This is a genomic window from Streptomyces sp. QH1-20 (assembly GCF_041283565.1).
Lineage (GTDB): Bacteria > Actinomycetota > Actinomycetes > Streptomycetales > Streptomycetaceae > Streptomyces > Streptomyces syringius.
The window spans coordinates 2,208,083-2,234,032 of the sequence record NZ_CP166299.1 but is presented as its reverse complement, the minus strand read 5'-3'; the positions used below and the strand labels follow the sequence as shown (position 1 = coordinate 2,234,032).

Sequence of the window (25,950 nt, the reverse complement as noted above, 5' to 3'; positions counted from 1 at the left end):
CGGCCGTACGAGAGGGGCGTTAATGGGCTGGACGGTCCTCTACATCGCGTTCGGCGTCGTCGCGCTCTGGCTGCTGGGCGAGGTGCTGCTGCAGTACAAGGCGCGGTTGCGCTGGCGGCTCCTCGCCTTCGTCGGCTTCCTCGGGGTGGTCGTGGGCGTGCTCATCCCCTCCGTGGTGGTCATCGGGGTGGGCGCGATCGCCTTCGCCATCGGGCAGACCTATGTGACGCTCTCCTTCCGTCGCGGCTTCTCCACCGGCTGGGCGATCCGCCGCGGCAAGGCCGACGCCGCCGACGCCGGGGACGGCAAGGAGTCCGCGGGCGCGGAGAAGACCCGGGCGGGCCGCCGACGCCGGGGCGGCGGCGCGGCCCCCCTCGCCGAGCCGACCCTCGAGGTCTCCGGTCTGGAGGTCCACCCGGTCCCCGAGGCCGACCCGGGCCCGGCCCTGCTGCCCAACGCGGCCCACCAGCCCGCCCCCGCGGCGTCGGAGGAGACCGCCCCCGGCCCGTACGGCGGCTACGGCGACTCCACCGGCTACGACCAGGGCCAGGACACGAGCGTCTTCGGCACCTACGACCCGTACGGCGGTCAGACCCCCGGCGCCCCCACCCAGGGCGATCAGAGCGGCCAGGGCGCCTACGCCGGGCAGTTCGACTACGGGCAGGGGCAGTACGCGCCCTACTCCGACCCCTACATCGGCAACCGCCAGCAGACCTACGAGACCTACGAGGGCTACGGACAGCAGGACGCCTACGCCCAGCAGCAGTACGGCACGGCCGCGCCCGCCGGCTACCCCCTCGACGCGTACGGCATGCCGCAGCAGTACGACATCGACACCCCGCCCGGCGGTGTCTGGGTGCCGCAGCAGCGCGACACCGACACCCCGCCGCCGCCCCCCGGGCAGCAGCCGCCCCACCCCGAGCAACTGCCGGGCCACGGCTACGACGGGCAGCCCTACCGCTACTGACGCACGGCCGGCCGCCCGAGCCGTCCACCTCGCCTCTCGCATCCGCCCGGCGGGTGCGAGAGGCGATGCTCATTGCGAGCCGCGCCAGTCGGCCCCGGACACGATGAGACCGGCGACCAGTGCCCCGGACATCCCGGCATGGGCGAGCCCGCCGCCGGGGTGGGCGAAGCCGCCCGCGAGATGGAGACCGGGCACCGAGGTCGCGTTGCCGGGGCGGAGGAAGCGGCCGTCCGCACCCGCCAGCACCGGCGCGGGCACCCCGCCGCCCTCGGCCCCGAGGGCGGCTTCCGTATCGGCCGGAGTGCGGACCTCCCGCCACAGCAGTCGCTCCCGCAGCCCCGGCACCGCCGCCGCCGCGGCGTCGACCATCCGGTCCGCGAAGCCGTCGGCGGTCGGCCCGTCGGTCCAGTCGACGCGTCCGTGCGGTGCGACCGTGGCGCTGAGCGTGACGGCCTCGTGCCCGTCGTCCGGGCGGGTGGCCGGATCGTCCGGACGCAGCACGGTCACCGTCGGCCGGTAGTCCGCCCGACCCGAACCGGAACCGGATGCGGAACCCGCACCGCGTCCTGGGGCCGGCCGGTCGTCGTCGCCGAAGACGGCCGCCAACTCCGCCGCCCGGTCGCCGGTGTGGACCACCGTACGGTGGACGACGTCTTCGGGCCGGGCCCCGCGCAGCGCGAGGAAGACCGTGAACCTGCCGGGCGGCACCGGCGCGTCATGCGGCGCGGCCGCGCCCGGCGCGATCTGTGCCAGCCGCCCGGACGAGACCCCGGCGACCACCTGATCCGCCTCGGCCACGCTCCCGTCGGCCAGCTCCACCCCGGCGGCGCGCCCGTCCTTCTCCAGCAGCCGGACCACCTCCGCCTCGAAGTGGAACTCCACCTTGCGGGCCCTGCACCGCTCGTACAGCGCGTCGGCGAGCGCCCGCACGCCCCCGCTCACATACCAACTGCCGAAGGTCTGCTCCATGTAGGGCAGCACGGTCGCGCTCCCGGGCGCGTGGCGCGGGTCCAGCCCGTACGCCAGGGCGTGGCTCTCCAGGAGGGCGGCCAGCCGTGCGTCCCCGAGCTCCCGCTCCGCGACGGACGCGAGGGTGACCGGGCCGCGCCGCCTGAACAGACCGCGCTTGCGCACCGCGGGGTAGGGATCCTGGCCCAGGGCCGTGCGGTCCTCGCGCAGCGGCTCCTCCAGCAGCGGCCGCCGGGTCGCGTCCCAGACCTCGCGCGCCCGGTTGACCAGGTCGCTCCAGCGCTCGCCCGCACCCGGGCCGATGGCGTCGTCCAGGGCGCGGACGACCCCGGCCCGGGAGGCGTTGGGCAGCGAGACGTCCGTGCCGTCCGCGAAGACGTGCCGGCTCGCCGGGTCGACCTGGGACAGGCCGACGCATCGCTCCAGCGGCTCCTTGCCCGTCTTGACGAACAGGTCGCGGTAGACGGCGGGCAGATGCAACAGCCCCGGCCCCGTGTCGAAGACGAAGCCGTCCCGGTCCAGGCGCCCCACGCCGCCCCCGTGCGTCGCCGCGCGCTCGTACACCGCTACCCGGTGGCCCGCGACGGCCAGCCGGGCGGCGGCTGCCATCGCGCCCATCCCGGCGCCGATCACCACAATCCGTGCCATGCCAGTGACTTTATCCGGCGGCACCGGCGCCTTTCCCCCGGCCGCCCGGCACCTTCCCCCGGCGCTGAACGCTCAGGCGTGAGTACACGTACTCAGTGCCGGAGATGAGTAGCTGCGCGGATGGGGCGGGGCCCGCTCGGAAGGAAGAGTGGTGCCCACGGAAGAGCCGGAGCGCCGGACCGCCGACACGGGGCGGCGGAACGGGGCGACGGCTCGGCCGTGACGGGGGAGAACCGGGTCTCCACGGGGGAAACGCGGAGGCCCGGGGAGCACGGGGGGAAGACGGGGGAAGTACGGGGGAACACTGTTCCGGTGCGGACCGAGGGGGATCGGACCGCACCGGAACAGCGCCGTTCCCGTCAGCGGCCGGCGCCGCCGACCCGCCCCTGCAGCAGCCGTGACAGCGCCGAGTGCACCTCCTCGACCGACCGCTCCGGCTGGTACGACTGCCAGTCCAGGGCCGCCACCAGCACCATCCCGAACAGCGCCGACGCCGTCAGCGGCACGTCGATCTCCGGGCTCAGCTCACCGGCGGCGACCGCCTCCCGCAGCACGGACTCGATGACCGCGATCGCCTTCTGCCGCACCTGCATCAGCGTCGACTGCCAGGCCCGGTTGGTGCGCCACAGCTCGGCCACGTACAGCTGGGTGAGCGCCGGATAGCGCGAGATGAAGTCCAGCCCGGCCCCGACCATCGCGTCCAGCGCGTCGACCCTGCGACCGCCGCGCTCGGCGCTCTCGTCGGCAGCCCGCTGCAGGGAGTCGGCCAGCAGCTCGATGCCGTGCCGCAGCAGCTCCTCGAACAGCACGGACTTGCTGGCGAAGTTGTAGTAGACCGTGCCCTTGGCGACGCCGGCCCGTTCGGCGATCTCGTCCACCGTGGTGGAGGAGAAGCCCTGCTCGGCGATGAGGGTGACCGCCGCCTCGAAGAGCTTCCGCCGGGTGTTCTGACGGCGCGTACCGCTGCTGTCCATGGGGATGATTCTCCCTGCCGACGAGGTGCCGTCGCTCACACGGCTCACGCGGCTCACAGGCTCAGCTCCGGATGCAGCCGGTCCACCGTCCAGACCTGCTTGCGCCGGGCCGTCCACGCGGTGAGCGTCAGCGCGCCCAGCGTGAACGCGGCCAGCACACCGCAGGCCTGCCACACCGGGGCGGGACCGCCCCCGGTGATGAGGTGGCGCAGCCCGTCCACCACGTAACTCATCGGCAGGAAGGGGTGGACGGCGTTGAAGAACCCCGGGCTGGTCTGCACCGGATACGTGCCGCCCGCCGACGTCAGCTGGAGCATCAGCAGCGCCAGGACGAGGATGCGCCCGGCCGGGCCGAAGCGGGCGCCCAGCCACTGCACGATCGCGGCGAAGCATGCCGTGACCAGGACGAGGAAGCCCATCGTGGCCGCGGCGCGCGGCAGTTCCAGCCCGAGCAGCCAGTGCAGCACGGACAGCAGTGCCCCGGCCTGGAGCACCCCGATCGCGGCGACCGGCAGCCAGCCCGCGAGGGCGATCCGCCAGCCGCCCGCACCGATGGCCAGGGCCCGCCGGTTGAGCGGCTGGATCAGCATGTAGGCGACCATCGCGCCCACCCAGAGGGAGAGCGGGATGAAGTAGGGCGCGAAACCGGTGCCGTAGTTGGCCGCCTTGTGCGTGGCCTCGGAGGCCAGCGCGACCGGGTCGGCCATCACCCGGGTACGGGCGTCACGCTCCTTCTTGCCGTAGTCGGGGATCCGGTCCACGCCGTCCCGCAGCCCGTCGGCGAGTTCGGCGGAGCCGTCGGAGAGTTTGAAGATGCCGCCCTGGAGCGTGCCCGCGCCCTCGCGCAACTTCCCGATCCCGCCGTCCAGATCGCCGGCGCCCTCCTTTGCGGTGCCGAGTCCGCTGTACAGCCTCCCGGCCCCGGAGTGCAGCGCCCCGGCGCCCTCGGCGACCTTCCGCGCGCCCGCGTCGAGGGCGTTGACCTTGCGTACGGCACCGTCGATGTCCCGGGCGAGGTGCGGGGCCTCCTCGGCGAGCCGCACGGCGTAGGTGTGGAGGGTGTCCAGTGTGCCCGGCAGCCGGTCCAGTGCGCCGTTCTCGTTGTGGACCAGGGCGCTGAGGGCCGCGGCGCCGTCCGCCGACTTCCGGGCGGCGAACACCGCCTTGCGCAGCTCCGGGCAGACGGTATCGGGGGCGGCCGGTGCCGCCGTCCCGCACGACCTCTCGTACGCGGCGGACAGGGCGTCCGCGGCGCGGCGGCTGCTCTCGGCGAGACGGGCGGCGGTGGCGGGGGAGGGCAGGTCGTCCAGATGGTCCCGCAGCGTCTTCGTCTCCCTGGCGACGACGCGGGCGGTGCGGCCGATCTCCTCGGCGTTCTCCTTGACGAAGGCGCCCTCCTCGGCCGCGGCGCCGTTGACCTTGGCGGCCAGTTGCCGGGTGCCGTCCGCGACCTTCCGTGCGCCCGTGGCCAGCTCCTGGGACTTGGTGTCCAAGGTGCCGGCTCCGGTGTGCAGTTCGGCCACGCCCTCCTGGAGGTCGCCGCTGCCCTTCTTCGCGTCGGCCAACCCCTTTTGGAGGTCCCCGGCGCCCTTCTTCGCCCTGCCGATCCCGTCGTCGAGCTGCCCAGCGCCCTTCGCGGCCTGCGCCGTCCGGTCGTGGAGGTCGGCGAAGGAGACGAAGATCTTGTCGTAGAAGGACCGGGAGGTCTTGCGGGAGGCGGCGGCCCGCACCTCGGAGAAGACCGTGCGGGAGATCTGGCCGACGATGTAGTTGTTGGAGTCGTTCGTCCGCACCTGGAGCGCGCCCGTCCGCGGGGTCCGGCCCGAGCTGGAGGCGACCTGTTCGCTGAAGTCGGCGGGAACGGTCAGCGACAGGTAGTACGTGCCGTTCTCGACGCCCTTGCGCGCCGCCTCGGCGCTCGTTTCGTGCCACTGGAACGACTTGCTGTCGCGCAGTCCCTTGGCGATCGTGTCGCCCGCGCCGATCCGGTGACCGTCCACGGTGGCGCCCCGGTCGGCGTTGACCAGCGCCACGGGCACCTTGTCGAGGCGCCCGTAGGGATCCCAGAAGGACCACAGGTACAGCGCACCGTAGAGCAGCGGCAGCAGCAGGAGCGCGACGAGTGCCGCGCGGGGGAGCCTTCCCCTGCCGAACCGCCTCAGCTCAAGCGCGGCCAGTTTCGGCGAGCGCATCTGCCGGGCCCTCCTCTTCGCCGGTGTCCCGCACGGCTTCGCGGCGGGCGGTCGAGACGACGACCGTGGCCTCGGGCGGCGCCGTGCCGCACACCGCGAGCACGGTCGTGCCGGCGTCGGCCACCGACCGCAGCAACGCCCACGCGCGCGTGCGCTCCGCGTCGGAGAGCTTGAGATCGGTGTCGTCCACGGCGAGCAGCCGTGGACCGCCGATCAGCGCGAGGGCCACCGACAGCCGCAGCGACTCCAGCCGCTCCAGGTCCCGTACGGCCGTGCGGCCGCCTTTGGGCAGGGCCGTCGGGTCCAGCCCCGCGGCCGCCAGCGCCGCCTCGACGCGGGCCCCGGCCTCCGCCGTCCGCTCGGCGCGCGGCCGCAGCAGGCCGCGCAGCGGGCCACCGAACCGGCGGCGCAGCAGCGCGCGTTCACGCAGGTGCTCGGCGACGGTCAACGAGGTGTCGAGCTCGGCGACGCCGGGTACGTGCGCGAGAGCGCTGATGCGCCGGACCGCCGCCATGTTCCTCCGGTGCGCGCCGCGGCCCGTCCCGGACAGCGGCAGTCCGGCGACCTCGGCCCGGCCGGCGCCGACCCGCATCCGGCCGGTGAGCGCGAGCAGCAGACAGGTGCGGCCCGAGCCGGAGGGGCCCTCGACGGCGACGAGTGCGCCGGGCGGGGCCGTGAGGTCCACATCGCGGAAGGCCCAGCCGCGCGGGCCCCGGACGCCGAACCCCTCGGCCGTGACGGCGGCCCCGGGCGGGGCGTCGGTCGGCGGAGCGCTGTTCACACGAACCTCCCGTACCAGAACCTGCACTGACCGGTCAGTGCAAAAGCATGTGGGGGAGGACCCCGCGACCGTCAACCACGGACGCACGTTTTCGGCCTCCCCCGCCCGCGGTCGAACGCGCCAACTGCCCCCAGGCACGGTGTTCGCGCAGGTCAGGGCGATTGTCAGTGGTGTGCCCCACGATGGGGGCATACGGCGGCTCCGCCCGTGTGCGGACCGCCCCCGACGAAGGAGGTTCGTCATGGCCGGTAGCGCGAGCGACGTCCGTCCCGTCCCGCCCCTCCAGCCCGTCCCGCCCGTCCCGCGCCGCGCGGCGACCCCGCCCGCGGCCCTCGACCTGCTCGACCAGGCCCGGCACGGGCTGGCGGAAGCCGCCACGCTGCAGGCCCCGCACGAGCGGTACGCCACCGCGCACCTCGCCGCCCTGCGCACGGCGGCCGCCGTCCTCGCCGTGCGGGGCCGCCCCGAGACCTCCGAGCGGCGTCGCCGCAGGATCCGCAGCGCCTGGGACGTGCTGCCGGAGGTCGCGCCCGAACTCACCGAGTGGAGCGCCCTGTTCGCCTCCGGTGCCCCTCGCCGGGCCCGCGCGGAGGCGGGCATCCGGTCCGCGGCGAGCCGCCGTGACGCGGACGATCTGCTGCGGGACGCCGCGGTCTTCCTCCGGCTCGTCGAGCGGATGGTCGTGCTCCAGCCGAAGTTGCCGCTGGAGCAGCCCGACCGCCCTGCCCGGGCCGGCCGCCCGATGCTGCCCCGGCAGCCGGCCGCCGAGCGCGACAAGGCGGGCTGACGAGGGTCGACGTGGGCGGGTTGAGGTGGGCCGCCCCGCGGCCGCGGCGGCCCCGCCGGGCGCGGGCGCGAGGGTTGTGTGGCCCCGCCGCGCCGCCCATTAGGCTGGGCACCGCCGAACAGTCCTTCGTTCGCCGCCGCCGAGGCGGCGACACCGCGCCGAGGAGCCACCCGCCGTGTCAGACCCGCTGCGCCCCCGGGCGTCCCTCCGTACCGCCGTGGTCTGGGAGGTCCTGCGGGACGCCCTCGGCCGCCGGGCCAAGGCCGTCGGCGGGGACGCCGCGGGCGAGCTCGAGGTCCTCGACACCGGTGGCGGCTCCGGCTACTTCGCGGTGCCCCTCGCCCGTCTCGGACACCGGGTCACCGTCGTCGACCCCAGCCCCAACGCCCTGTTCGCCCTGGAGCGCCGGGCCGCCGAGGCCGGGGTCGCCGACCGGGTGCGCGGGGTCCAGGGCGACGCCCACGGCCTGTTCGACGTGGTCGAGCGCGGCGGCTACGACGCCGTCCTGTGCCACGGCGTGCTGGAGTACGTCGACGACCCCGCCGAGGGCATCCGTAACGCCATCGACGCGCTCCGCCCGGCCGGCACCCTCAGCCTGCTGGCGGCGGGCCAGGGCGGTGCCGTCCTCGCCCGGGCCCTCGCCGGTCACTTCAGCGAGGCCCGGCAGATCCTCGCCGACCCGGCCGGCCGCTGGGGCGACGGCGACCCGGTCCCGCGCCGCTTCACCGCCGACCAGCTCACCGAGCTGGTCACCGACGCCGGGCTGGCCGTCAGCTCCGTGCACGGCGTGCGGGTCTTCGCCGATCTGGTGCCCGGCGTGCTCGTCGACACCGAGCCCGGAGCCATCGACGCGCTGCTCCAGCTGGAGGCCGCGGCGGCCGAGCTGCCCGCCTTCCACTCCGTGGCCACTCAGCTGCACGTCCTGGCCGAGCGTGGCTGACCGCAAGCGGTAGGTCACAGGCCACCCGATCAGCCCGTTCGCCCCGTATGATCGGTGCACACCGTCCGGCATGGCGGATCGGCGGGCAGGGAATGTACGTCCCGACGTCATCGATCGCCACACCACATCGGTGGGCGGATTGGCGCAGAGGGGCGGGTTTCACGGGGGCGATTCCCTGCCTATCCTGAAAGGGTCGCACCCCGGTCGCCCCCCGCGACCGACGAGTAGGAGGACTCCGTGCCGCTCTCGGAGCACGAGCAGCGCATGCTCGAGCAGATGGAGCGAGCGCTGTACGCCGAAGATCCCAAATTCGCCACAGCGCTCGAGGGCAGCGGCCTGCGCACGTACACCCGGCGACGGGTCTACCAGGCGGTCGCGGGTTTTCTGGTGGGCATCGCGCTCCTCATGGCCGGAATGGTCGCCCAACAGATCTGGATCAGCGTGGTGGGGTTCCTCGTCATGCTGGGATGTGCCGTGCTCGCGGTGACGGGGTGGCGCAAGGCGCCCAGGCCCGGAGCACAGGCGGGACCCGCCGCGATGGGCGGGGCACCCCGGCGGCAGGCCCGACAGCGCCGTACCGTGATGGACCGGATCGAGCAGCGCTGGCAGCGCCGCCGTGACGAACAGGGCCACTGAGCCCCGCATTTCTCGCAGGACCGCGCGGCTGACGCGCGCGGAGTGCTTCGCAGGCGGCAGGGGCCGGGACATCGTCCCGGCCCCTGCCGCCTTTCCGTCTCCCGCTACCGAGGGCTGAACCCCGCTGAACCCCCGGCGGCGGTCAGCCCCGCTGCCGCGAGGGGCGCAGTGCCCCGCCCGCCCGGCGCCACACCGCCACGATCCGCCCCGTCCGCAGCCGCTCCCGCGCGGCCGACCAGCGCCGCGAACAGGCCCACGCCACACGGGCGGCCGAGCGCGGAGCCAGCACGGCCCGCAGCCGCGCCCCCCGCCCCGCCGCCGCGCGCAGCCCGGCCCGAACGGACTCGACCTCGGCCGCCAACGCCCCGGCCGGGCGGGGCGCCGGTGCGTACAGTGCCTGCTCCACCGCGGTGGCCACCCGGACGGCGGACTCGGCCGACGGGCCGTCCAGCGCGCCGATCCGCACGATCCGCGCCGCCGCCCTCCGCGGGGTCTGGGCGTCGTCCGGCAGGATGCCGTAGTCCCAGGCGGAGTCGGTCAGCTCCCGCCAGGCCGCCAGCGTGCGCTCCACCGTCTCCCGAGGATCGTCGTCCGGCAGCACCGCGGGCGCCCCTGGCCGACCTGCCGCTCCCTCTCCTTGGCCGGGGCCGCTCGGCTGAACCACGGCGGCGCTCGCGGGGCGAAGACGCCGGGCCCGTACCCGGCGGCGCCACAACATCGGCAGCACGGGCAGCAGGAGGACCACCAGCGCGGCCACCACGAGGGCCGTCACCGTGCCCGTCGGCGGCCCGTCGCCGGCCCGGCCGCCGCCCGGCTGCTGGGCGAGGGCCGGGCAGCCGTCGACCTTCTTCAGCTGCGGGGTGCAGTCGTCACCCGGCCTGGCCGGCGCCGACGGCGCGGCGGACCGGTCGGGGCGTGCGGAGGGCGCGCCCGGGCCCGACCCGGCGGGCGTCTCGGCGACCGTGTACTCCGGCGGGGTGCCGCGGCTCGGCGTGGGCTCGAAGCGGGTCCAGCCGGCGCCCTCGAAATACAACTCGGGCCAGGCGTGCGCGTCCTTGGAGCCGACCGACATCGAGCCGTCCGCCTGCGGGGTGCCCGGGGTGAAGCCGACGGCCACCCGCGCGGGGATGCCCAGCGTCCGTGCCATGGCCGCCATGGCGAAGGAGAAGTGGACGCAGAAGCCCTCCTTGGCCTGGAGGAATCTGGCGACCGCGTCGGGCCCGCTGCCCGAGCGCACCTCCGTGTCGTAGCGGAAGCCGCCGTCGACCGCGAACCACTCCTGGAGCTTCACGGCCTGCTGGTACGGGTTCGCCGCCCCGGCCGTCACCTTGCGCGCCGTCTGCGCCACCACCGCCGGCAGCGAGCCCGGCACCTTGGTGTACTCGCGCAGCAGCCGCTGCGGGGGCGCGGGCGCGGCGGCGAGCTGCGCCGCCGTCGGCTCCACCAGCAGGCTCGTCACCTGATAGCGGGCGCCCCGGGTGGTCTGCGCGTGGCCGCCGACCACCATCCGCCCCTCCGGCTCGTACCGCCACCGGCCGCCGATCCGCACCTGCTCGGCCGGATAGGGGAGGGGCAGATAGGTCTGCGCGTACGAACCGGACGCCGCGACGGAGGTGTTGACCGGGTCCGTGCGCACCCCGGGGGCCAGCCCGGCGGGGGTGGGCAGCGGGTCCGGCACCGCGGTGACGGGGCGGCCGGGGGAGGTGCGCCAGGTCGAACCGTCGAACTGGTCGAGCGTGACGATGCGCAGATACAGATCGCCGGTGTTCCGCGTGGAGGTGCGATAGCGCAGCACCTCGCGGTTCTCCGGCTGGCGGAGGCTGTCCTGGAGGGCGACCAGCGGGCTGACCGCGCCGGTCCCGCCGCCCGTGCCGCCCTCGCCGGGGCTCTGGCCGTGCGCCTGGAGCAGCCCGCTGTCCATCGTCGGCAGCACGGCCGGCACCAGCAGGGCGATGCCGAGCGCGAGCGCCCCGATCCGCCGGCCCGTACGGACCGGCGCGATGGCCGACGCCTGACCGGGGCCCAGCGGATGCGCCGCCGGGCCCGGCCGGGCACCGCCACCACCGAAGACCCGGCCCCACTGGGCGAGCCGGTCGCGGCCCTCGGCCAGGAGCAGCAGCAGATAGCCGGCCGCCGCGGCCAGGAACCACAGCCAGTCGGTGCCCTCCGCCAGTCCGGCCGCCACGGAGTACAGCGCGAGCAGCGGCAGCCCGGCCGGGGCGGCGCTGCGGTACGTGACCGCCAGCGCGTCCACCACCAGGCCGATCACCAGCACCCCGCCGACCAGCAGCAGCCGGATGGCCGTGGTCGTCGGCGCCGGGATGGCGTACCGCCCGACGTCGGACGCGCCCTCCCGCAGCAGCTGGCCGAACTCCTGGAAGACGTCCGGGCCCGGCAGCAGCCCGCCGATCGCGTGCGCCCGCGCGAAGACCACGGTGAGCAGCAGCAGCGCCACCAGGGCCTGCACCGCCACCGTCAGCGCCCGGGCCAGCGGCACCCGGCGGGCGAGCATGCCCACCGACGTCTGGATCGCCAGCAGGAACGCCGCCTGGACGATCCACACGGACCGGTCCACCAGCGGCAGCAGCGCACCCGCCGCCGCCAGCGTGGCCGCCGCCGCGCACACCGCCAGCCGGATTCCCCCGCTCATGACCTGCCTCCCGCCACGCCGCTCCAGCCGCCTGCCGCCCCGCCCGTCGCGTCGCCCGGGGCCGGGCCGGCGGAACCCGCCAGCCGCCACAGGTCCGCCAGCGGCGCGCCCGGGGTGACGGGCAGCGCCGTCCACCCGGCCTCCCGCAGCATGCGCAGCCGCCGCTCGCCGTCGAACCCCGCCCGGGAGCCCTGGCCCCCTCGGCCGGGCGGGTCGTACGCCCACGCGGCGGGGTCCAGGACGAAGGCGACCGCCGTCACGCCGCGCTGCCGCATCCGCCCGGCCAGCACCGTCTGCTCCTCGTCCAGCTCGCCGAAGAACGCCACCAGCAGCCCGCCGGCACCGCCGCGCAGGATGTCGTGGGCGGCGGCCAGCCCGGTCTCCTCGGAGTGGTCCACCACCGCGAGGGTGTCCAGCATCAACCCGGCCGCGTCCGCGGAGTCGTGCGCGGAACCGCCGTACCCGCCCGTGCCGTCGGGGCCGGGCACCGAGCTTCCGGTGTCGGTCAGCAGCCGCACCGAGAAACCCCGCTCCAGCAGATGGACCGCCGTGGAGGCCGCCCCCGACACCGCCCATTCGAAGGGGGAGTCGGGCCCGGCGCCCTCGTAGGCGATGCCGCGGGTGTCCAGCAGCACCGTGCAGTGCGCCCGGTGCGGCTGCTCCTCGCGGCGCACCATCAGCTCGCCGTAGCGCGCGGTCGAACGCCAGTGCACCCGGCGCAGGTCGTCGCCGTGGCGGTAGCCGCGCGGTATGACATCGTCCTCGCCGGCCAGCGCGAGGGAGTGGTGCCGGCCGTCGCCGTAGCCCGACGCCTCGCCACCGAGCCGAACGGGCGGCAACGGCTCCACGCGCGGCACGACCGTCAGGGTGTCGAAGGCGCTGAAACCCCGGGTCAGCTCGCACATCCCGAACGGGTCCGTCAGCCGCAGCTGCAACGGCCCCAGCGGATAGCGGCCGCGCAGATCCGAGCGGACCCGGTAGGACACCTCGCGGCGGCCGCCCGGCTCGATCCGGTCCAGGACGAAGCGCGGGCGCGGCCCCAGCACGTACGGCACCTGGTCCTGGAGCATCAGCAGCCCGGTGGGGAGCCGCGAGACGCTGTCGATCCGCAGGTGCACCCGCGCCTCGGCGGTCGCGGGCACCCGCGACGGCGAGAGCCGTCTGCTGCCGGTGACCCGGTGCCGGGTGCGGTGCAGCACGATCACGCACACCACGGGCAGCACGGCCAGCAGCAGCCCCACCCGCAGCAGGTCCGACTGGCCGAGCACATACGAACACCCGGCGGCGGCGACGCCCGCCGCCAGGAAGGAGCGGCCACGGGTGGTCAGCCCGCCGAACGCCGCCCACAGGCCGCTGCGCGCGGCCCCCCTCGCCCCGGCCCCGGCCGGGCCTCGCGAGGGGGATCCCCCGGATGACATCACAGCCTCCGCGCCCCCGGGGGCTGGTGGGCGGGCGGCGGCGGCAGCCGCCACGCCTGCGCCGACGGATCGGGCACCGGGGTCCGCTGGAGGATGTCGACAACGACCTGCTCGGCCGTGCGCCGGCCCAGCTGCGCCTGCGCGGTGGGCAGCAGCCGGTGCGCGAGCACCGGCACGGCCAGCGCCTGGACGTCGTCGGGCAGGGTGAAGTCCCGGCCGGCCAGCGCCGCCGCGGCCTTGGCGGCCCGCAGCAGGTGCAGCGTCGCCCGCGGCGACGCCCCGAGTCTCAGATCGGGGTGCTGCCGGGTCGCGCCCACCAGGTCCACCGCGTACCGCCGCACGGACTCGGCGACGTGCACCGCCCGGACCGCCTCGACGAGCTTGACGATGTCGTGCGCGTGCGCGACGGGCTGGAGGTCGTCCAGCGGCGAGACGCCGCCGTGCACGTCCAGCATCCGCAGCTCGGCCTCCGGGTGCGGATAGCCGATCGAGACCCGCGCCATGAAGCGGTCGCGCTGCGCCTCGGGCAGCGGATAGGTGCCCTCCATCTCGACCGGGTTCTGCGTGGCCACCACCATGAACGGGCTGGGCAGCTCGTAGCTGTGCCCGTCGACGGTGACCTGGCGCTCCTCCATCGACTCCAGCAGCGCCGACTGGGTCTTGGGCGAGGCGCGGTTGATCTCGTCGCCGATCACGATCTGGGCGAAGATCGCACCGGGCTTGAACTCGAAGTCCCGCCGCTGCTGGTCGAAGACGCTCACGCCGGTGATGTCGGACGGCAGCAGGTCCGGCGTGAACTGGATGCGCCGCACCGAGCAGTCGATGGACCGCGCCAGCGCCTTGGCGAGCATGGTCTTGCCCACCCCGGGCACATCCTCGATCAAGAGGTGCCCCTCGGCGAGGAGCACGGTCAGCGAGAGCCGTACGACCTCCGGCTTGCCCTCGATCACACCCTCCACCGCTCTGCGGACCCGCTCCGCTGTGGTGGTCAGATCGCTGAGGCTCGCTCGTTCGTCATAGGTCGTCACCCGGCCCTCCTCGGCCCTTCCCCGCGCTCTTCCAGGAGCAGGGGGTTCCCCAGTCCGAGCCGGGCCCGTGGGTACGGACCGGCCCTCCCCGAAACGTGTCCGCCGCACCCCCGCAGGTCGCGGGGGCGGGCGTCACGTACGCATTCTGGCCGCTCAGGCGGTCTTGCGTCACCGCCTGTGGACAATCAGCGCTGCGGGTCGATCTCGCGCAGCAGACCCGTCGTCACGTCGAAGACGAAGCCGCGCACGTCGTCGGTGTGCGGCAGGAACGGCGAGGTGCGGACCCGCTGCATGGACTGCCGGACATCCTTGTCGAGGTCCTTGAACGCCTCCACCGCCCACGCCGGGCGCTGCCCGACCTCCGCCTCGATCTCGTGCCGGAAGTCCTCGGTCAGGTTCAGCAGACCGCAGCCGGTGTGGTGGATCAGCACCACCGAGCGGGTGCCGAGGGCCCGCTGGCTGATCGTCAGGGAGCGGATGATGTCGTCGGTGACCACACCGCCGGCGTTGCGGATGGTGTGGCAGTCGCCGAGCTCCAGGCCGAGCGCGGCGTGCAGGTCGATGCGGGCGTCCATGCAGGCCACCACGGCGACCTTCAGCACGGGACGGGCGTCCATGCCCGGGTCGACGAACGCCGAGGCGTATTTGGCGTTGGCCTCGACCAGACGGTCGGTGACCGTCCGGTCGGAGTGGTCGCGGTCGGAGGTCGGCTGCGAGGGCTGAGACGCGGATATCGACATATGCACGAAGGTAGTCGGCCAGCGGCTGATCGGCCCGCTATAAGGGCGGGCAAACATCGCCAACGCGGCTTCTGTGAGGTAAGCCACAGGCCGGACGCCCCTGCCGCCGTACGGGTGAGGGCGCCCCCGCCGCGGCCCGGTCACGGCGTCCTCCGCCCGCCCCCGGCGCGTTCTGACGGCCGCGCCCAAGGCCGGGGCGGGACGCGCTGGCCGGTTGATTGACCGAAGGGACGAGTGGACTAAAGTGGCGCGAAGTGGGAGGCCTGACGCTCCCCTTGGAACCGAAAACCCGCACGTGCGCGCCGCGTACGTACCCCTCGGCCTCCTCCCGCTCCCCGGTCGCCCGACACCACTTCCCCGGTGCCGGACCGGCCGCTTCCCCTTCGAGCGGGCGGGGACCCGGGGATGCGTACGCCCGCGGACCTCCCCGGACTCTCAGAAGGGCGCATGAGCAGCAACGCGCGACACGTCCCCGTCATGCTCCAGCGTTGCCTGGACATGCTCGCCCCCGCTCTCACCGAGCCCGGCGCGGTCGTCGTCGACTGCACCCTCGGCGCCGGCGGCCACAGCGAGGCGCTGCTCACCCGCTTCCCCGAGGTCCGGCTCGTCGCCCTCGACCGCGACCCCACCGCCCTGGCGCTCGCCGGGGAGCGGCTCGCCCCCTTCGGCGACCGCGCCACGCTGGTGCGCGCCGTCTACCACGAGCTCCCCGAGGTGCTGGACAAGCTGGGCATCCCGCGCGTCCAGGGCGTCCTCTTCGACCTCGGCGTGTCCTCCATGCAGCTCGACGAGGCCGACCGCGGCTTCGCCTACGCCCAGGACGCCCCGCTGGACATGCGGATGGACCAGACGACGGGCCTCAGCGCCGCGGAGGTCCTCAACACCTACGCGCCCGGCGAGCTCGTCCGCATCCTGCGCGCCTACGGCGAGGAGAAGCAGGCCAAGCGGATCGTCAGCGCCATCGTCAAGGAGCGGGCGAAGGAGCCCTTCACCAACAGCGCCCGGCTCGTCGAGCTGATCCGCGACGCGCTGCCGCAGGCCGCCAAGCGCACCGGCGGCAACCCCGCCAAGCGCACCTTCCAGGCCCTGCGCATCGAGGTCAACGCGGAGCTCGCCAGCGTCGAGCAGGCCATCCCCAACGCCGTCGCCGCCCTCGCGGTCGGCGGCCGGATCGCCGTGCTGTCCTACCAGTCGCTGGAGGACCGCATCGTCAAGCAGGTCTTCGCGGCGGGCGCCGCCAACACCGCGCCGCCTGGGCTGCCGGTCGTCCCCGAGCGCTACCAGCCGCGGCTGAAGCTCCTCACCCGCGGCGCCGAGCTGCCCACCGAGGAAGAGATCGCCGAGAACCGCCGGGCCGCCCCCGCCCGGCTGCGCGGCGCCGAGCGCATCCGCGAGGACGCCCCGTGACACCGGCCGCCCGTGGCCCGGGCGCGCGCCTGATCCGGCTGCTGCCCGCCGGAGCCGTCGGAGCGAAGCGGACCCCCTTCGTCCTGCTGGTCGTGGTGCTGCTCGGCTCCGGGCTGCTCTCGCTGCTGGTGCTCAACTCCTCGCTCAACCAGGGCTCCTTCGAGCTCAGCCGGCTCCAGCGCAAGACCACCGAGCTGACCGACGAGCAGCAGGCGCTGCAGCAGGAGGTCGACCAGCTCGCCGCCCCGGACGCCCTGGAGCGCCGCGCCCGCGAGCTCGGCATGGTCCCCGGCGGCAGCCCCGTCTTCCTCGACCCGGACGGCACCGTCCACGGCGCCCCGTCCCCGGCCGCCGCCGACCCCGCCTCCATGACCGCCCCGCTCGAGACCCCGGTCGAGACCCCGGTCGAGGCAGACACCCCGCCCCCGGCTCCGGCGGCCCCCGCCCCACCGCCGCTCCCGGTTCCTGTCCCCGAGGCCCCCGCTCCCCAGGCGCCCCGGAATCCCCAGGTCCCCGCCCCCGACGCCCGTACGGCAGTGAAGACCGTTCCGACCACCGGCAGGTGACGCAGTGCCGCAAACCCCCGGGGTACGGCCCCCGCGCTTCTCGCAGGCCCACCCGGCCACCGGTCCGGCCGGGCCCACGGCCGCGCACCGGCGGCGGCCCCGGAGGGGGAGCGCGACATGACGGCCCCCCGCCGCCCCCGAGAGCCCCGCGACCCCCGCAAGCGCGTCCCCGGGCCCGCCCGCCCCGCCCCCCGGCCCGCGGGCTACCGCGGCGGCGCCCGGCCACTGCGGCTCGGCAGCCCCCGGCCACGGCTGCGGATGGTCGGCGCCGGGCTCACGCTCGTCCTGCTGGTCTTCACCGTGCGGCTGCTCCAGGTGCAGGCCGTGGACGCCAGTGCCTACGCCGCCAAGGCGAACGTCAACCGCTACATCCCGGTCACGCTGGCCGCCGAGCGCGGCGCCATCACCGACCGGGCCGGCATCGACCTCGCCACCACCGTCGACGCCTACGACATCACCGCCGCCCCCGACCTGCTGACCCCCGAGCGGATCAAGACGCCCGACGCGGCCCGCCAGGCCGCCGAGCTGCTCGCCCCCCTGCTCGCCGAGCGGCCGGCGGAGCTGGAGCAGAAGCTCACCGCCAACCCCAAGTCGAAGTACGTCGTGCTCGCCCGCCGGCAGTCCCCCAAGGTCTGGAACCGGATCAAGGAGCTGAAGAAGACCGTCGCCGACCGGGCGAAGGCCAAGCAGGGCGCCGACGTCCTGGCGGGCGTCAACCGCGAGTCCCACAGCAAGCGCGTCTACCCCAACGGTGACCTCGCCGCCGGGATACTGGGCTTCGTCAACGCCGAGGGCCGGGGCGGCGGCGGCATCGAGGCCCAGCTGAACAAGGAGCTCGCGGGCAAGGACGGCAAGCTCGTCTACGCCCAGTCCGGCGGCCGCCAGGTCCCCACCGGCGACCTCAAGGAACAGCCCGCCGTGCCCGGCTCCGACGTCGAGCTGACCATCGACCGCGACATCCAGTGGGCCGCCCAGAACGCCATCGCCGAGCAGGTGAAGGAGTCCGCCGCGGACCGCGGCTACGTCGTCGTCCAGGACACCCGCAGCGGCGAGATCCTGGCCATGGCCAACGCCCCCGGCTACAACCCCAACGACCTCGCCCACGCCGACGGCAACGCCATGGGCAACGCCGCGCTCCAGGACGCCTACGAGCCGGGCAGCGTCAGCAAGGTGATGACCATCGCCGCCGTCCTGGAGGAGGGCAAGGCCACTCCGGCCACCCATGTCGAGGTGCCGAACCGGCTGCCCCGCGCCGACCGGGCCTTCGCCGACGACATCGACCACGCCACCTGGCACCTCACCCTCAACGGGGTGCTCGCCAAATCCAGCAACATCGGCACGATCCTCGCCGCCGAACAGCTCGGCAAGGACCAGCCGCAGGCCAACCGCGTCCTCTACTCCTACCTGCGGAAATTCGGCATGGGAGCGCCCACTGGCCTCGGCTTCCCGGGCGAGACGCCCGGCATCCTCGCGAAGCCGCACAAGTGGAGCGCCTCCCAGCAGTACACGATCCCCTTCGGCCAGGGACTGTCCCTGAACGCCGTACAGGCCGCGTCCGTCTACTCCACCATCGCCGGCGGCGGCGAGCGGGTGCAGCCCACGCTCGTCCGCGGCATCAAGGGCCCCGACGGCCGCTTCACCCCCGCCCCGGCCCCGCCGCGCACCCGCGTGATCAGCGAGCGGACCGCCAAGACCCTGTCCACCATGCTGGAGTCCGTCGTCGACGACCGGGAGGGCACCGGCACCAAGGCGAAGATCCCCGGCTACCGCGTCGCGGGCAAGACCGGCACGTCCAACCGGGTGGATCCGCAGACCGGCCGCTACCACGGCTACACCGCCTCCTTCGCCGGATTCGCCCCCGCCGACCAGCCCCGGATCACCGTCTACTGCGCCATCCAGAACCCCACCGAGGGCAGTTACTTCGGCGGCCAGATCTGCGGCCCCGTCTACAAGAAGGTCATGGAGTTCGCGCTCAAGACCCTCCAGGTGCCGCCGTCCGGCACCCAGCCTCCCCGGCTGCCGGTGAACTACGGCGACCGCTGAACCGGGGGCGGCCGTGACGACGATCACTCCTGATCCGGGGAACCACGACCCGGCGCGCCCCTCGCTTCGCGGCCGGGCGGGTGCGCCCGGTACGCTCACCGCCGTGCCCCACGCTGATCAGTCCCACACCAGCCCCACGGACGCCCCCGCCATGTACCCGGGAGCGCCCCGCCCCACCCAGGTCCGCCCCGCGCCCCTCGCGGAGCTCGCCGGTCAGCTGGGCATCGCCGCCACCCGTGACGCCGGGGCCGCCGACGAGGCCGCCGCGACCGCCACGGTCACCGGCATCACCCACGACTCGCGAGCCGTGCGCCCGGGCGACATCTACGCCGCCCTGCCCGGCGCCCGCTTCCACGGCGCGGACTTCGCCGCCCAGGCCGCCGGGCTCGGCGCGGTGGCCGTGCTGACCGACCCGTCCGGCACCGACCGTGCCCGGGCCGCCGGCCTGCCCGTCCTCACCGTCGACGACCCGCGCGGCCGCATGGGCGCGCTCGCCGCGACGATCTACGGCGAGCCGGGCCGCGATCTGCTCCAGATCGGCATCACCGGCACCTCCGGCAAGACCACCACCGCCTACCTCATCGAGGGCGGGCTGAAGGCCGCCGCCGGCGCGTCCGGGGGCCTGACGGGCCTCATCGGCACGGTGGAGTCCCGGATCGGCGACGAGCGCATCAAGTCCGAGCGCACCACGCCCGAGGCGACCGACCTCCAGGCGCTCTTCGCGGTCATGCGCGAGCGCGGCGTCCGCTCGGTGGCCATGGAGGTCTCCAGCCACGCCCTGATGCTCGGCCGCGTCGACGGCTGCGTCTTCGACGTCGCGGTCTTCAACAACCTCAGCCCGGAGCACATGGAGTTCCACTCCGGCATGGAGGACTACTTCCAGGCCAAGGCCCGGCTGTTCACCAAGGCCCGCAGCCGCCTCGGCGTCGTCAACCTCGACGACGAGTACGGCCGGCGCCTCGCCGAGGGCGCCTCCGAGGTCCCGGTCATCACCTTCTCGGCGGAGGGGCACCCCGACGCCGACTGGCGCGCCACGGACGTGCACGTCGGTCCGTTCGACTCGGACTTCACCGTCCTCGGCCCGCAGGGGCAGTCGATCACCGCCCGGGCGCCGCTGGCCGGCCCGTTCAACGTCGCCAACGCCCTCGCCGCCATCACCGCGCTCGTCGCCGCCGGCATCGACCCGCAGACCGCCGCCGACGGCGTCGCGGCCGTGCCCGGCGTGCCCGGCCGGCTGGAGCGCGTCGACGCGGGCCAGCCCTACCTCGCCGTCGTCGACTACGCCCACAAGACGGACGCCGTCGAATCGGTTCTCCGCGCCCTGCGCAAGGTCGGCAAGGGCCGGATCCACGCCGTGCTCGGCTGCGGCGGCGACCGCGACCAGACCAAGCGCGCCCCGATGGGCGCGGCCCTGGCCCGGCTCGCCGACACCGCCGTACTGACCTCCGACAACCCCCGCTCCGAGGACCCCCTCGCGATCCTCGCGACCATGCTCGCGGGCGCCGCCGAGGTGCCCGTCCACGAGCGCGGCACCGTCCTCCTCGCGGAGGAGCGGGCCGACGCCATCGCGGCCGCCGTCGCCCGCGCCGAGCCGGGTGACACCGTCCTCGTCCTGGGCAAGGGCCACGAGCAGGGCCAGGACATCGCCGGAGTGGTCCGCCCCTTCGACGACCGCCAGGTGCTGCGCGAGGCCATCGAGGCCGAGCGACTGCGCCTGTCGACCAAGCACCGGAACGACCAGGGATGACAGACCGCCATGTGCGCACAACCCTCCCCACGGAAGCCCTCCCGAACGGCCGGAGGTAAATCTCAGTGATCGCTCTGTCTCTCGCCGAGATCGCCGCCATCGTCGGCGGGCAGCAGCACGACATACCGGACCCGGGCGTCGCCGCCCACGGCCCGGTCGTGATCGACTCCCGTGACGTGCGGCCCGGCAGCCTCTTCGCGGCGCTGCCCGGGGAGAACGTCGACGGCCACGACTACGCCGAGCGCGCGGTCGCCGCGGGCGCGGTGGCCGTACTGGCCGCCCGGCCCGTCGGCGTGCCCGCCATCGTCGTCGAGGACGTCGTCGCCGCCCTCGGCGCCCTCGCCCGCGCCGTCGTGGAGCGGCTCGGCACCACCGTCGTCGCGCTCACCGGCTCGGCCGGCAAGACCAGCACCAAGGACCTGATCGCCCAGCTCCTGGAGCGACTCGGCCCGACCGTGGGGCCGCCCGGCAACTTCAACAACGAGATCGGCCTGCCGCTGACCGCGCTGCGCGCGCAGGAGAGCACCGCCCACCTCGTGCTGGAGATGGGCGCCCGCGGCGTCGGCCACATCCGCTACCTCGCCGAGCTCACCCCGCCGCGCATCGGCCTCGTGCTGAACGTCGGCACCGCGCACATCGGCGAGTTCGGCGGCCGCGAGCAGATCGCCCTGGCCAAGGGCGAGCTGGTCGAGGTGCTGCCCACCGCGGCGGAGGGCGGCATCGCCGTGCTCAACGCCGACGACCCCCTCGTCCGGGCCATGAGCACCCGCACCAAGGCCCGTACCGTCCTGTTCGGCGAGTCCGAGGACGCGGACATCCGGGCCGAGAACGTCCGCCTCACCGCGACCGGGCAGCCCGCCTTCACGCTTCACACACCCACCGGGTGCGGGGACGTGACCATGCGGCTGTACGGTGAGCACCACGTGTCGAACGCGCTCGCCGCCGCCGCCGTCGCCCATGAGCTGGGCATGCCCGCGCAGGAGATCGCCACCGCGCTCTCCGAGGCGGGCCAGCTCTCCCGCTGGCGGATGGAGGTCACCGAGCGTGCGGACGGCGTGACGATCGTCAACGACGCCTACAACGCGAACCCCGAATCCATGAGAGCCGCGCTGCGCGCGCTGGCCGCCATGGGCCAAGCCGCCACGGCGAAGGGGGGCCGCACGTGGGCCGTGCTCGGTCAGATGGCCGAGCTCGGCGAGGACTCACTCGCCGAGCACGACGCGGTCGGGCGGCTCGCCGTCCGGCTCAACGTCAGCAAGCTCGTGGCAGTCGGGGGCAGGGAAGCGGCCTGGCTGCAAATGGGTGCCTATAACGAGGGTTCGTGGGGTGAGGAGTCGGTGCACGTGTCCGACGCGCAGGCGGCGGTCGACCTGTTGCGCAGCGAGCTGCGTCCGGGAGACGTCGTGCTGATGAAGGCGTCCAGGTCGGTCGGCCTGGAGCGGGTCGCGGCCGCGCTGCTCGCGGCCGATGGTGAGGTCTCCGGCTGATGAACCAGATCCTGTTCGCGGGTGTCATCGGCCTGCTGCTGACCCTGGTCGGCACCCCGCTGCTGATCAAGTTCCTGGCCCGCAAGGGCTACGGCCAGTTCATCCGTGACGACGGCCCGCGCGAGCACCACAGCAAGCGCGGTACGCCCACCATGGGTGGCATCGCCTTCATCCTGGCCACGCTCATCGCGTACGCCCTCACCAAGGTCATCACCAGCCACGAGCCGACGTTCTCCGGCGTGCTGGTGCTGTTCCTGATGGCGGGCATGGGCCTGGTCGGCTTCCTCGACGACTACATCAAGATCGTCAAGCAGCGGAGCCTGGGCCTGCGCGCCAAGGCCAAGATGGCCGGCCAGCTCATCGTCGGTATCGCCTTCGCGGTCCTCGCGCTGCAGTTCGCGGACACCCGGGGCCAGACCCCGGCCTCCACCAAGCTGTCCTTCACCCAGGACTTCGGCTGGTCCGTCGGCCCCGTGATCTTCGTGGTCTGGGCGCTGTTCATGATCCTCGCGATGTCGAACGGCGTGAACCTCACCGACGGTCTCGACGGCCTCGCCACCGGCGCGTCCGTGATGGTCTTCGGCGCCTATGTCTTCATCGGCACCTGGCAGCACGGCCAGTCCTGCGGCAACCCGCTGACCGCCGGCGCCGCCTGCTACGAGGTCCGCGACCCGCTCGACCTCGCCGTCGTCGCCTCCGCCCTGATGGGCTCCTGCTTCGGCTTCCTGTGGTGGAACACCTCGCCCGCCAAGATCTTCATGGGTGACACCGGCTCGCTCGCCCTCGGCGGCGCCCTCGCGGGACTGGCCATCTGCTCCCGCACCGAGCTGCTGCTCGCCCTCCTCGGCGGTCTGTTCGTCCTCATCACGATGTCCGTCGTGATCCAGGTCGGCTCGTTCCGTCTCACCGGGAAGCGCGTCTTCCGGATGGCCCCGCTCCAGCACCACTTCGAACTCAAGGGGTGGAGCGAAGTCCTTGTGGTGGTCCGCTTCTGGATCATCCAGGGCCTCTGCGTGGCCGTCGGTCTCGGACTCTTCTACGCCGGATGGCTGGCCATCAAGTGACCCCCACCACCTCTTCCGCCGCCCAGGAGTGGGCCGGTAAGCACATCACCGTCGCCGGCCTCGGCGTGAGCGGCGTCAGCGCCGCCCGCGCCCTGGCCGGCCTCGGCGCGCGGGTGACCGTCGTCGACGGCGGTGACAGCACCACCCACCACGAGCGCGCCGCCGAGCTGGAGCGCGAGGGCATCGCCGTCCGCCTGGCCGACGCCGACACCCTGCCCCCGGGCACCGAACTCGTCGTCACCTCGCCGGGCTGGAAGCCGGGGAGCCCGCTCTTCGCCGCCGCCGCCGAGGCCGGCGTGGACGTCGTCGGCGACGTCGAGATCGCCTGGCGGCTGCGCGGCGAGCAGGCGGCCCCCTGGCTCGCCGTCACCGGCACCAACGGCAAGACCACCACGGTCCAGATGCTCGCCTCCATCCTGGAGGCCGCCGGACTGCGTACCGTCGCCGTCGGCAACATCGGCACCCCGATCATCGACGTGGTGCTCGCCCAGGGACGCGACGGAGCCGAGCCGTACGACGTGCTCGCCGTCGAACTCTCCAGCTACCAGCTGCACTGGGCGCCGTCCGTGCGCGCCCACTCCGCGGCCGTGCTCAACCTCGCGCCCGACCACCTCGACTGGCACGGCTCCATGGAGGCGTACGCCGCCGACAAGGGCCGCATCTACGAGGGCAACGAGATCGCCTGCGTCTACAACGTCGCCGATCCCGCCACCGAGCGCCTGGTCATGCAGGCCGACGTCGAGGAGGGCTGCCGTGCCATCGGCTTCACCCTCGGCACCCCCGGCCCCTCCGAGCTCGGGGTGGTCGACGGCATCCTCGTCGACCGCGCCTTCGTGGAGAACCGCCGGGAGCAGGCCCAGGAGCTGGCCGAGATCTCGGACGTGACCCCGGCCGCCCCGCACAACATCGCCAACGCCCTCGCGGCGGCGGCCCTGGCCCGCGCCTTCGGCGTCCCGGCCACGGCCGTGCGGGACGGACTGCGCGCCTTCCGGCCCGACGCGCACCGCATCGCCCACGTCGCCGACGTCGACGGCGTCGCCTACGTGGACGACTCCAAGGCCACCAACACCCACGCCGCCCAGGCGTCCTTGGCGGCCTACGAGTCGATCGTGTGGATCGCGGGCGGCCTCGCCAAGGGCGCCACCTTCGACGGCCTGGTCACCGCCTCCGCGCGACGGCTGCGCGGCGTCGTCCTCATCGGGGCCGACCGGGAGCTGATCCGCCAAGCGCTGGCGCGACACGCCCCCGATGTGCCGGTGGTGGACCTCGACCGGACCGACACTGGGGCGATGGCGGCGGCGGTCCGGGAAGCGGCGCGGCTCGCCCGGCCCGGGGACACCGTCCTCATGGCCCCGGCGTGCGCCTCGATGGACATGTTCGCCAACTACAACAAGCGCGGCGAGGCCTTCGCCGACGCGGTCCGGGGACTGGCCTCCGGCCGACACCCGGAGGAGTAGCCGCCGGAACCCCCCGCGGCGCGGGCCGGCGGCGCAGGAGACCAGCGGAGGGGACACCCGGATGCACGCCGACGACACCGCGCGCCCCGGGGGCGCACCGGGCGGCCTGTGGGCCCTGCGCGGGGCCCCCGCCCGGCCCCGGCCCCAGCGCGCCCCCCGCCCCGCACGGATCCGCGCGGGGGGCCCGCGCCCGCCCGGGCGGCCGTCCGGCAGTGGACTGCGCGCCCTGCACGCGCGCGTGAAGCGCGCCTGGGACCGCCCGCTGACCGCGTACTACCTGGTCCTGGGCGGCTCCCTGCTGATCACCGTGCTCGGCCTGGTGATGGTCTACTCCGCGTCCCAGATCAAGGCCCTGCAGAACGGCCTGGCGCCCAGCTTCTTCTTCCGCAAGCAGCTGCTCGCCGCCGCCATCGGCACCGTGCTCCTGCTGGCCGCCGCCCGACTGCCCGTCAAGCTGCTGCGGGCGCTGGCCTACCCGCTGCTCGCCGGTTCGCTCTTCGCGCTCTGCCTGGTCCAGGTGCCCGGCATCGGCGAGACCATCAACGGCAACACCAACTGGATCTCCCTCGGCGGGCCCTTCCAGCTCCAGCCCAGCGAGTTCGCCAAGCTCGCCCTCGTGCTGTGGGGCGCCGACCTGCTGGCGCGCAAGCAGTCCAAGAAGCTGCTCACCCAGTGGAAGCACCTCCTGGTGCCCCTGGTGCCCGTCACCTTCCTGCTGCTCGGCCTGATCATGCTGGGCGGCGACATGGGCACCACCGTCGTCCTCACCGTGGTCCTGCTCGGCCTGCTGTGGGTGGCGGGCGCCCCGACCCGGCTCTTCGCGGGGATCTTCGGCGTCACCGCGGTGCTCGCCGCGCTGTTCATCAAGACCAGTGCCAACCGCATGTCCCGTCTCGCCTGCATCGGCGCGACCGAACCGGGCACCGACGACCGCTGCTGGCAGGCCGTGCACGGAATCTACGCCCTCGCCAACGGCGGCTGGTTCGGCGCGGGACTGGGAGCGAGTGTGGAGAAATGGGGCGAACTCCCCGAACCCCACACCGACTTCATCTTCGCCATCACCGGCGAGGAACTCGGTCTCGCGGGGACGCTGTCGGTACTCGCCCTCTTCGCGGCTCTAGGCTATGCGGGTATCCGCGTGGCCGGACGCACGGAGGACCCCTTCGTGAGGTACGCAGCGGGAGGTGTGACCACCTGGATCACGGCGCAGGCCGTGGTCAACATCGGTGCGGTGCTCGGCTTGCTGCCGATCGCCGGTGTCCCCCTGCCGCTGTTCTCCTACGGGGGTTCCGCCCTGCTGCCGACCATGTTCGCCATCGGACTGCTGATCGCCTTCGCGCGCGACGAGCCCGGTGCGCGGGCAGCGCTCGCCATGCGGCAGCCTGGGGTGAGATGGAAGACGATGAGACGGCGCGTCAAGAAGCGACCGTCCGGAGAGCGGTGAATTTC

Annotated in this window: 20 protein-coding genes; 12 read left to right on the top strand and 8 right to left on the bottom strand. The window is 74.2% G+C overall.

The genetic code is table 11. The features are described 5' to 3' along the window. The first annotated feature begins 22 nt into the window (after positions 1 to 22). On the top strand, positions 23 to 967 hold the full coding sequence (locus AB8O64_RS09935) for a hypothetical protein (RefSeq protein WP_370418814.1): 945 nt from the start codon (positions 23 to 25) through the stop codon (positions 965 to 967). 69 nt (positions 968 to 1,036) lie between these two features. On the opposite strand, the gene AB8O64_RS09930 is transcribed toward AB8O64_RS09935, so the two are convergent. The 4 genes from AB8O64_RS09930 to AB8O64_RS09915 form a co-directional block, all read right to left on the bottom strand. Further along, entirely contained in the window at positions 1,037 to 2,584 is a 1,548-nt protein-coding gene (locus AB8O64_RS09930) for a phytoene desaturase family protein (protein WP_370418813.1), read from the bottom strand. A 359-nt stretch (positions 2,585 to 2,943) separates the two neighbouring features. Then, positions 2,944 to 3,558, bottom strand: a complete 615-nt coding sequence (locus AB8O64_RS09925) for a TetR/AcrR family transcriptional regulator (protein ID WP_362221155.1) — start codon at positions 3,556 to 3,558, stop codon at positions 2,944 to 2,946. A gap of 53 nt (positions 3,559 to 3,611) precedes the next feature. Next, complete coding sequence (locus AB8O64_RS09920; RefSeq protein ID WP_370418812.1) at positions 3,612 to 5,750, bottom strand: YhgE/Pip family protein; 2,139 nt, start codon at positions 5,748 to 5,750, stop codon at positions 3,612 to 3,614. Next, positions 5,722 to 6,531, bottom strand: coding sequence for an ATP-binding cassette domain-containing protein (locus tag AB8O64_RS09915; RefSeq protein ID WP_370418811.1), 810 nt, complete (start codon positions 6,529 to 6,531; stop codon positions 5,722 to 5,724). Before AB8O64_RS09915 ends, AB8O64_RS09920 begins: the two co-directional genes overlap by 29 nt. A gap of 241 nt (positions 6,532 to 6,772) precedes the next feature. Between AB8O64_RS09915 and AB8O64_RS09910 the strand changes: the two genes are divergently transcribed. The 3 genes from AB8O64_RS09910 to AB8O64_RS09900 all read left to right on the top strand — a co-directional run bounded on the left by AB8O64_RS09910 (position 6,773) and on the right by AB8O64_RS09900 (position 8,894). Then, positions 6,773 to 7,318: an SAV_6107 family HEPN domain-containing protein gene (locus tag AB8O64_RS09910; RefSeq protein ID WP_370418810.1), complete on the top strand. Its 546-nt coding sequence runs from the start codon at positions 6,773 to 6,775 to the stop codon at positions 7,316 to 7,318. Positions 7,319 to 7,493: 175 nt separating this feature from the next. Then, positions 7,494 to 8,258 (top strand): methyltransferase, encoded by a 765-nt coding sequence (locus AB8O64_RS09905; protein WP_370418809.1) that lies wholly within the window; start codon positions 7,494 to 7,496, stop codon positions 8,256 to 8,258. 237 nt (positions 8,259 to 8,495) lie between these two features. Then, positions 8,496 to 8,894: a DUF3040 domain-containing protein gene (locus tag AB8O64_RS09900; protein WP_130877337.1), complete on the top strand. Its 399-nt coding sequence runs from the start codon at positions 8,496 to 8,498 to the stop codon at positions 8,892 to 8,894. A 142-nt stretch (positions 8,895 to 9,036) separates the two neighbouring features. On the opposite strand, the gene AB8O64_RS09895 is transcribed toward AB8O64_RS09900, so the two are convergent. The 4 genes from AB8O64_RS09895 to AB8O64_RS09880 all read right to left on the bottom strand — a co-directional run bounded on the left by AB8O64_RS09895 (position 9,037) and on the right by AB8O64_RS09880 (position 14,730). Continuing rightward, complete coding sequence (locus AB8O64_RS09895) at positions 9,037 to 11,544, bottom strand: transglutaminaseTgpA domain-containing protein (protein ID WP_370418808.1); 2,508 nt, start codon at positions 11,542 to 11,544, stop codon at positions 9,037 to 9,039. After that, on the bottom strand, positions 11,541 to 12,962 hold the full coding sequence (locus AB8O64_RS09890) for a DUF58 domain-containing protein (RefSeq protein ID WP_370418807.1): 1,422 nt from the start codon (positions 12,960 to 12,962) through the stop codon (positions 11,541 to 11,543). The genes AB8O64_RS09895 and AB8O64_RS09890 overlap by 4 nt, the downstream gene beginning before the upstream one ends. Further along, positions 12,962 to 13,990 carry an AAA family ATPase gene (locus AB8O64_RS09885; RefSeq protein ID WP_370418806.1) on the bottom strand — a complete coding sequence of 343 codons (1,029 nt, stop codon included), beginning with the start codon at positions 13,988 to 13,990 and terminating at the stop codon, positions 12,962 to 12,964. Before AB8O64_RS09885 ends, AB8O64_RS09890 begins: the two co-directional genes overlap by 1 nt. 185 nt (positions 13,991 to 14,175) lie before the next feature. Next, the gene (locus AB8O64_RS09880; protein WP_370418805.1) at positions 14,176 to 14,730 is read right to left on the bottom strand and encodes a beta-class carbonic anhydrase; all 555 of its coding nucleotides are present in this window, start codon (positions 14,728 to 14,730) and stop codon (positions 14,176 to 14,178) included. Positions 14,731 to 15,177: 447 nt separating this feature from the next. Between AB8O64_RS09880 and rsmH the strand changes: the two genes are divergently transcribed. The 8 genes from rsmH (at position 15,178) to ftsW (ending at position 25,945) form a co-directional block, all read left to right on the top strand. Further along, positions 15,178 to 16,137 (top strand): 16S rRNA (cytosine(1402)-N(4))-methyltransferase RsmH, encoded by a 960-nt coding sequence (gene rsmH / locus AB8O64_RS09875; protein ID WP_370418804.1) that lies wholly within the window; start codon positions 15,178 to 15,180, stop codon positions 16,135 to 16,137. Next, entirely contained in the window at positions 16,134 to 16,703 is a 570-nt protein-coding gene (locus AB8O64_RS09870) for a septum formation initiator family protein (RefSeq protein ID WP_370418803.1), read from the top strand. Before rsmH ends, AB8O64_RS09870 begins: the two co-directional genes overlap by 4 nt. Positions 16,704 to 16,820: 117 nt before the next feature. Beyond that, positions 16,821 to 18,746: a peptidoglycan D,D-transpeptidase FtsI family protein gene (locus AB8O64_RS09865; RefSeq protein ID WP_370418802.1), complete on the top strand. Its 1,926-nt coding sequence runs from the start codon at positions 16,821 to 16,823 to the stop codon at positions 18,744 to 18,746. Positions 18,747 to 18,759: 13 nt separating this feature from the next. Then, on the top strand, positions 18,760 to 20,493 hold the full coding sequence (locus AB8O64_RS09860; protein WP_370418801.1) for a UDP-N-acetylmuramoyl-L-alanyl-D-glutamate--2,6-diaminopimelate ligase: 1,734 nt from the start codon (positions 18,760 to 18,762) through the stop codon (positions 20,491 to 20,493). Between the two features lie 65 nt (positions 20,494 to 20,558). Continuing rightward, positions 20,559 to 21,980: a UDP-N-acetylmuramoyl-tripeptide--D-alanyl-D-alanine ligase gene (murF, locus tag AB8O64_RS09855; protein ID WP_370418800.1), complete on the top strand. Its 1,422-nt coding sequence runs from the start codon at positions 20,559 to 20,561 to the stop codon at positions 21,978 to 21,980. Further along, positions 21,980 to 23,044 (top strand): phospho-N-acetylmuramoyl-pentapeptide-transferase, encoded by a 1,065-nt coding sequence (mraY, locus tag AB8O64_RS09850; protein WP_356450942.1) that lies wholly within the window; start codon positions 21,980 to 21,982, stop codon positions 23,042 to 23,044. Before murF ends, mraY begins: the two co-directional genes overlap by 1 nt. Further along, positions 23,026 to 24,501, top strand: coding sequence for a UDP-N-acetylmuramoyl-L-alanine--D-glutamate ligase (gene murD, locus AB8O64_RS09845; protein WP_370418799.1), 1,476 nt, complete (start codon positions 23,026 to 23,028; stop codon positions 24,499 to 24,501). The genes mraY and murD overlap by 19 nt, the downstream gene beginning before the upstream one ends. Positions 24,502 to 24,562: 61 nt before the next feature. Beyond that, positions 24,563 to 25,945 carry a putative lipid II flippase FtsW gene (gene ftsW / locus AB8O64_RS09840; RefSeq protein ID WP_370418798.1) on the top strand — a complete coding sequence of 461 codons (1,383 nt, stop codon included), beginning with the start codon at positions 24,563 to 24,565 and terminating at the stop codon, positions 25,943 to 25,945. Positions 25,946 to 25,950: the final 5 nt, after the last annotated feature.

Excerpts from the sequence above, each read along its gene's own strand:
- AB8O64_RS09910 (WP_370418810.1), top strand. The coding sequence starts at position 6,773 with ATGGCCGGTAGCGCGAGCGACGTCCGTCCCGTCCCGCCCCTCCAGCCC.
- AB8O64_RS09935 (WP_370418814.1), top strand. The coding sequence starts at position 23 with ATGGGCTGGACGGTCCTCTACATCGCGTTCGGCGTCGTCGCGCTCTGG.
- AB8O64_RS09880 (WP_370418805.1), bottom strand. The coding sequence starts at position 14,730 with ATGTCGATATCCGCGTCTCAGCCCTCGCAGCCGACCTCCGACCGCGAC.
- AB8O64_RS09920 (WP_370418812.1), bottom strand. The coding sequence starts at position 5,750 with ATGCGCTCGCCGAAACTGGCCGCGCTTGAGCTGAGGCGGTTCGGCAGG.
- ftsW (WP_370418798.1), top strand. The coding sequence starts at position 24,563 with ATGCACGCCGACGACACCGCGCGCCCCGGGGGCGCACCGGGCGGCCTG.
- rsmH (WP_370418804.1), top strand. The coding sequence starts at position 15,178 with ATGAGCAGCAACGCGCGACACGTCCCCGTCATGCTCCAGCGTTGCCTG.
- murD (WP_370418799.1), top strand. The coding sequence starts at position 23,026 with ATGGCTGGCCATCAAGTGACCCCCACCACCTCTTCCGCCGCCCAGGAG.
- AB8O64_RS09865 (WP_370418802.1), top strand. The coding sequence starts at position 16,821 with ATGACGGCCCCCCGCCGCCCCCGAGAGCCCCGCGACCCCCGCAAGCGC.
- AB8O64_RS09925 (WP_362221155.1), bottom strand. The coding sequence starts at position 3,558 with ATGGACAGCAGCGGTACGCGCCGTCAGAACACCCGGCGGAAGCTCTTC.
- AB8O64_RS09895 (WP_370418808.1), bottom strand. The coding sequence starts at position 11,544 with ATGAGCGGGGGAATCCGGCTGGCGGTGTGCGCGGCGGCGGCCACGCTG.
- AB8O64_RS09930 (WP_370418813.1), bottom strand. The coding sequence starts at position 2,584 with ATGGCACGGATTGTGGTGATCGGCGCCGGGATGGGCGCGATGGCAGCC.
- mraY (WP_356450942.1), top strand. The coding sequence starts at position 21,980 with ATGAACCAGATCCTGTTCGCGGGTGTCATCGGCCTGCTGCTGACCCTG.
- AB8O64_RS09890 (WP_370418807.1), bottom strand. The coding sequence starts at position 12,962 with ATGTCATCCGGGGGATCCCCCTCGCGAGGCCCGGCCGGGGCCGGGGCG.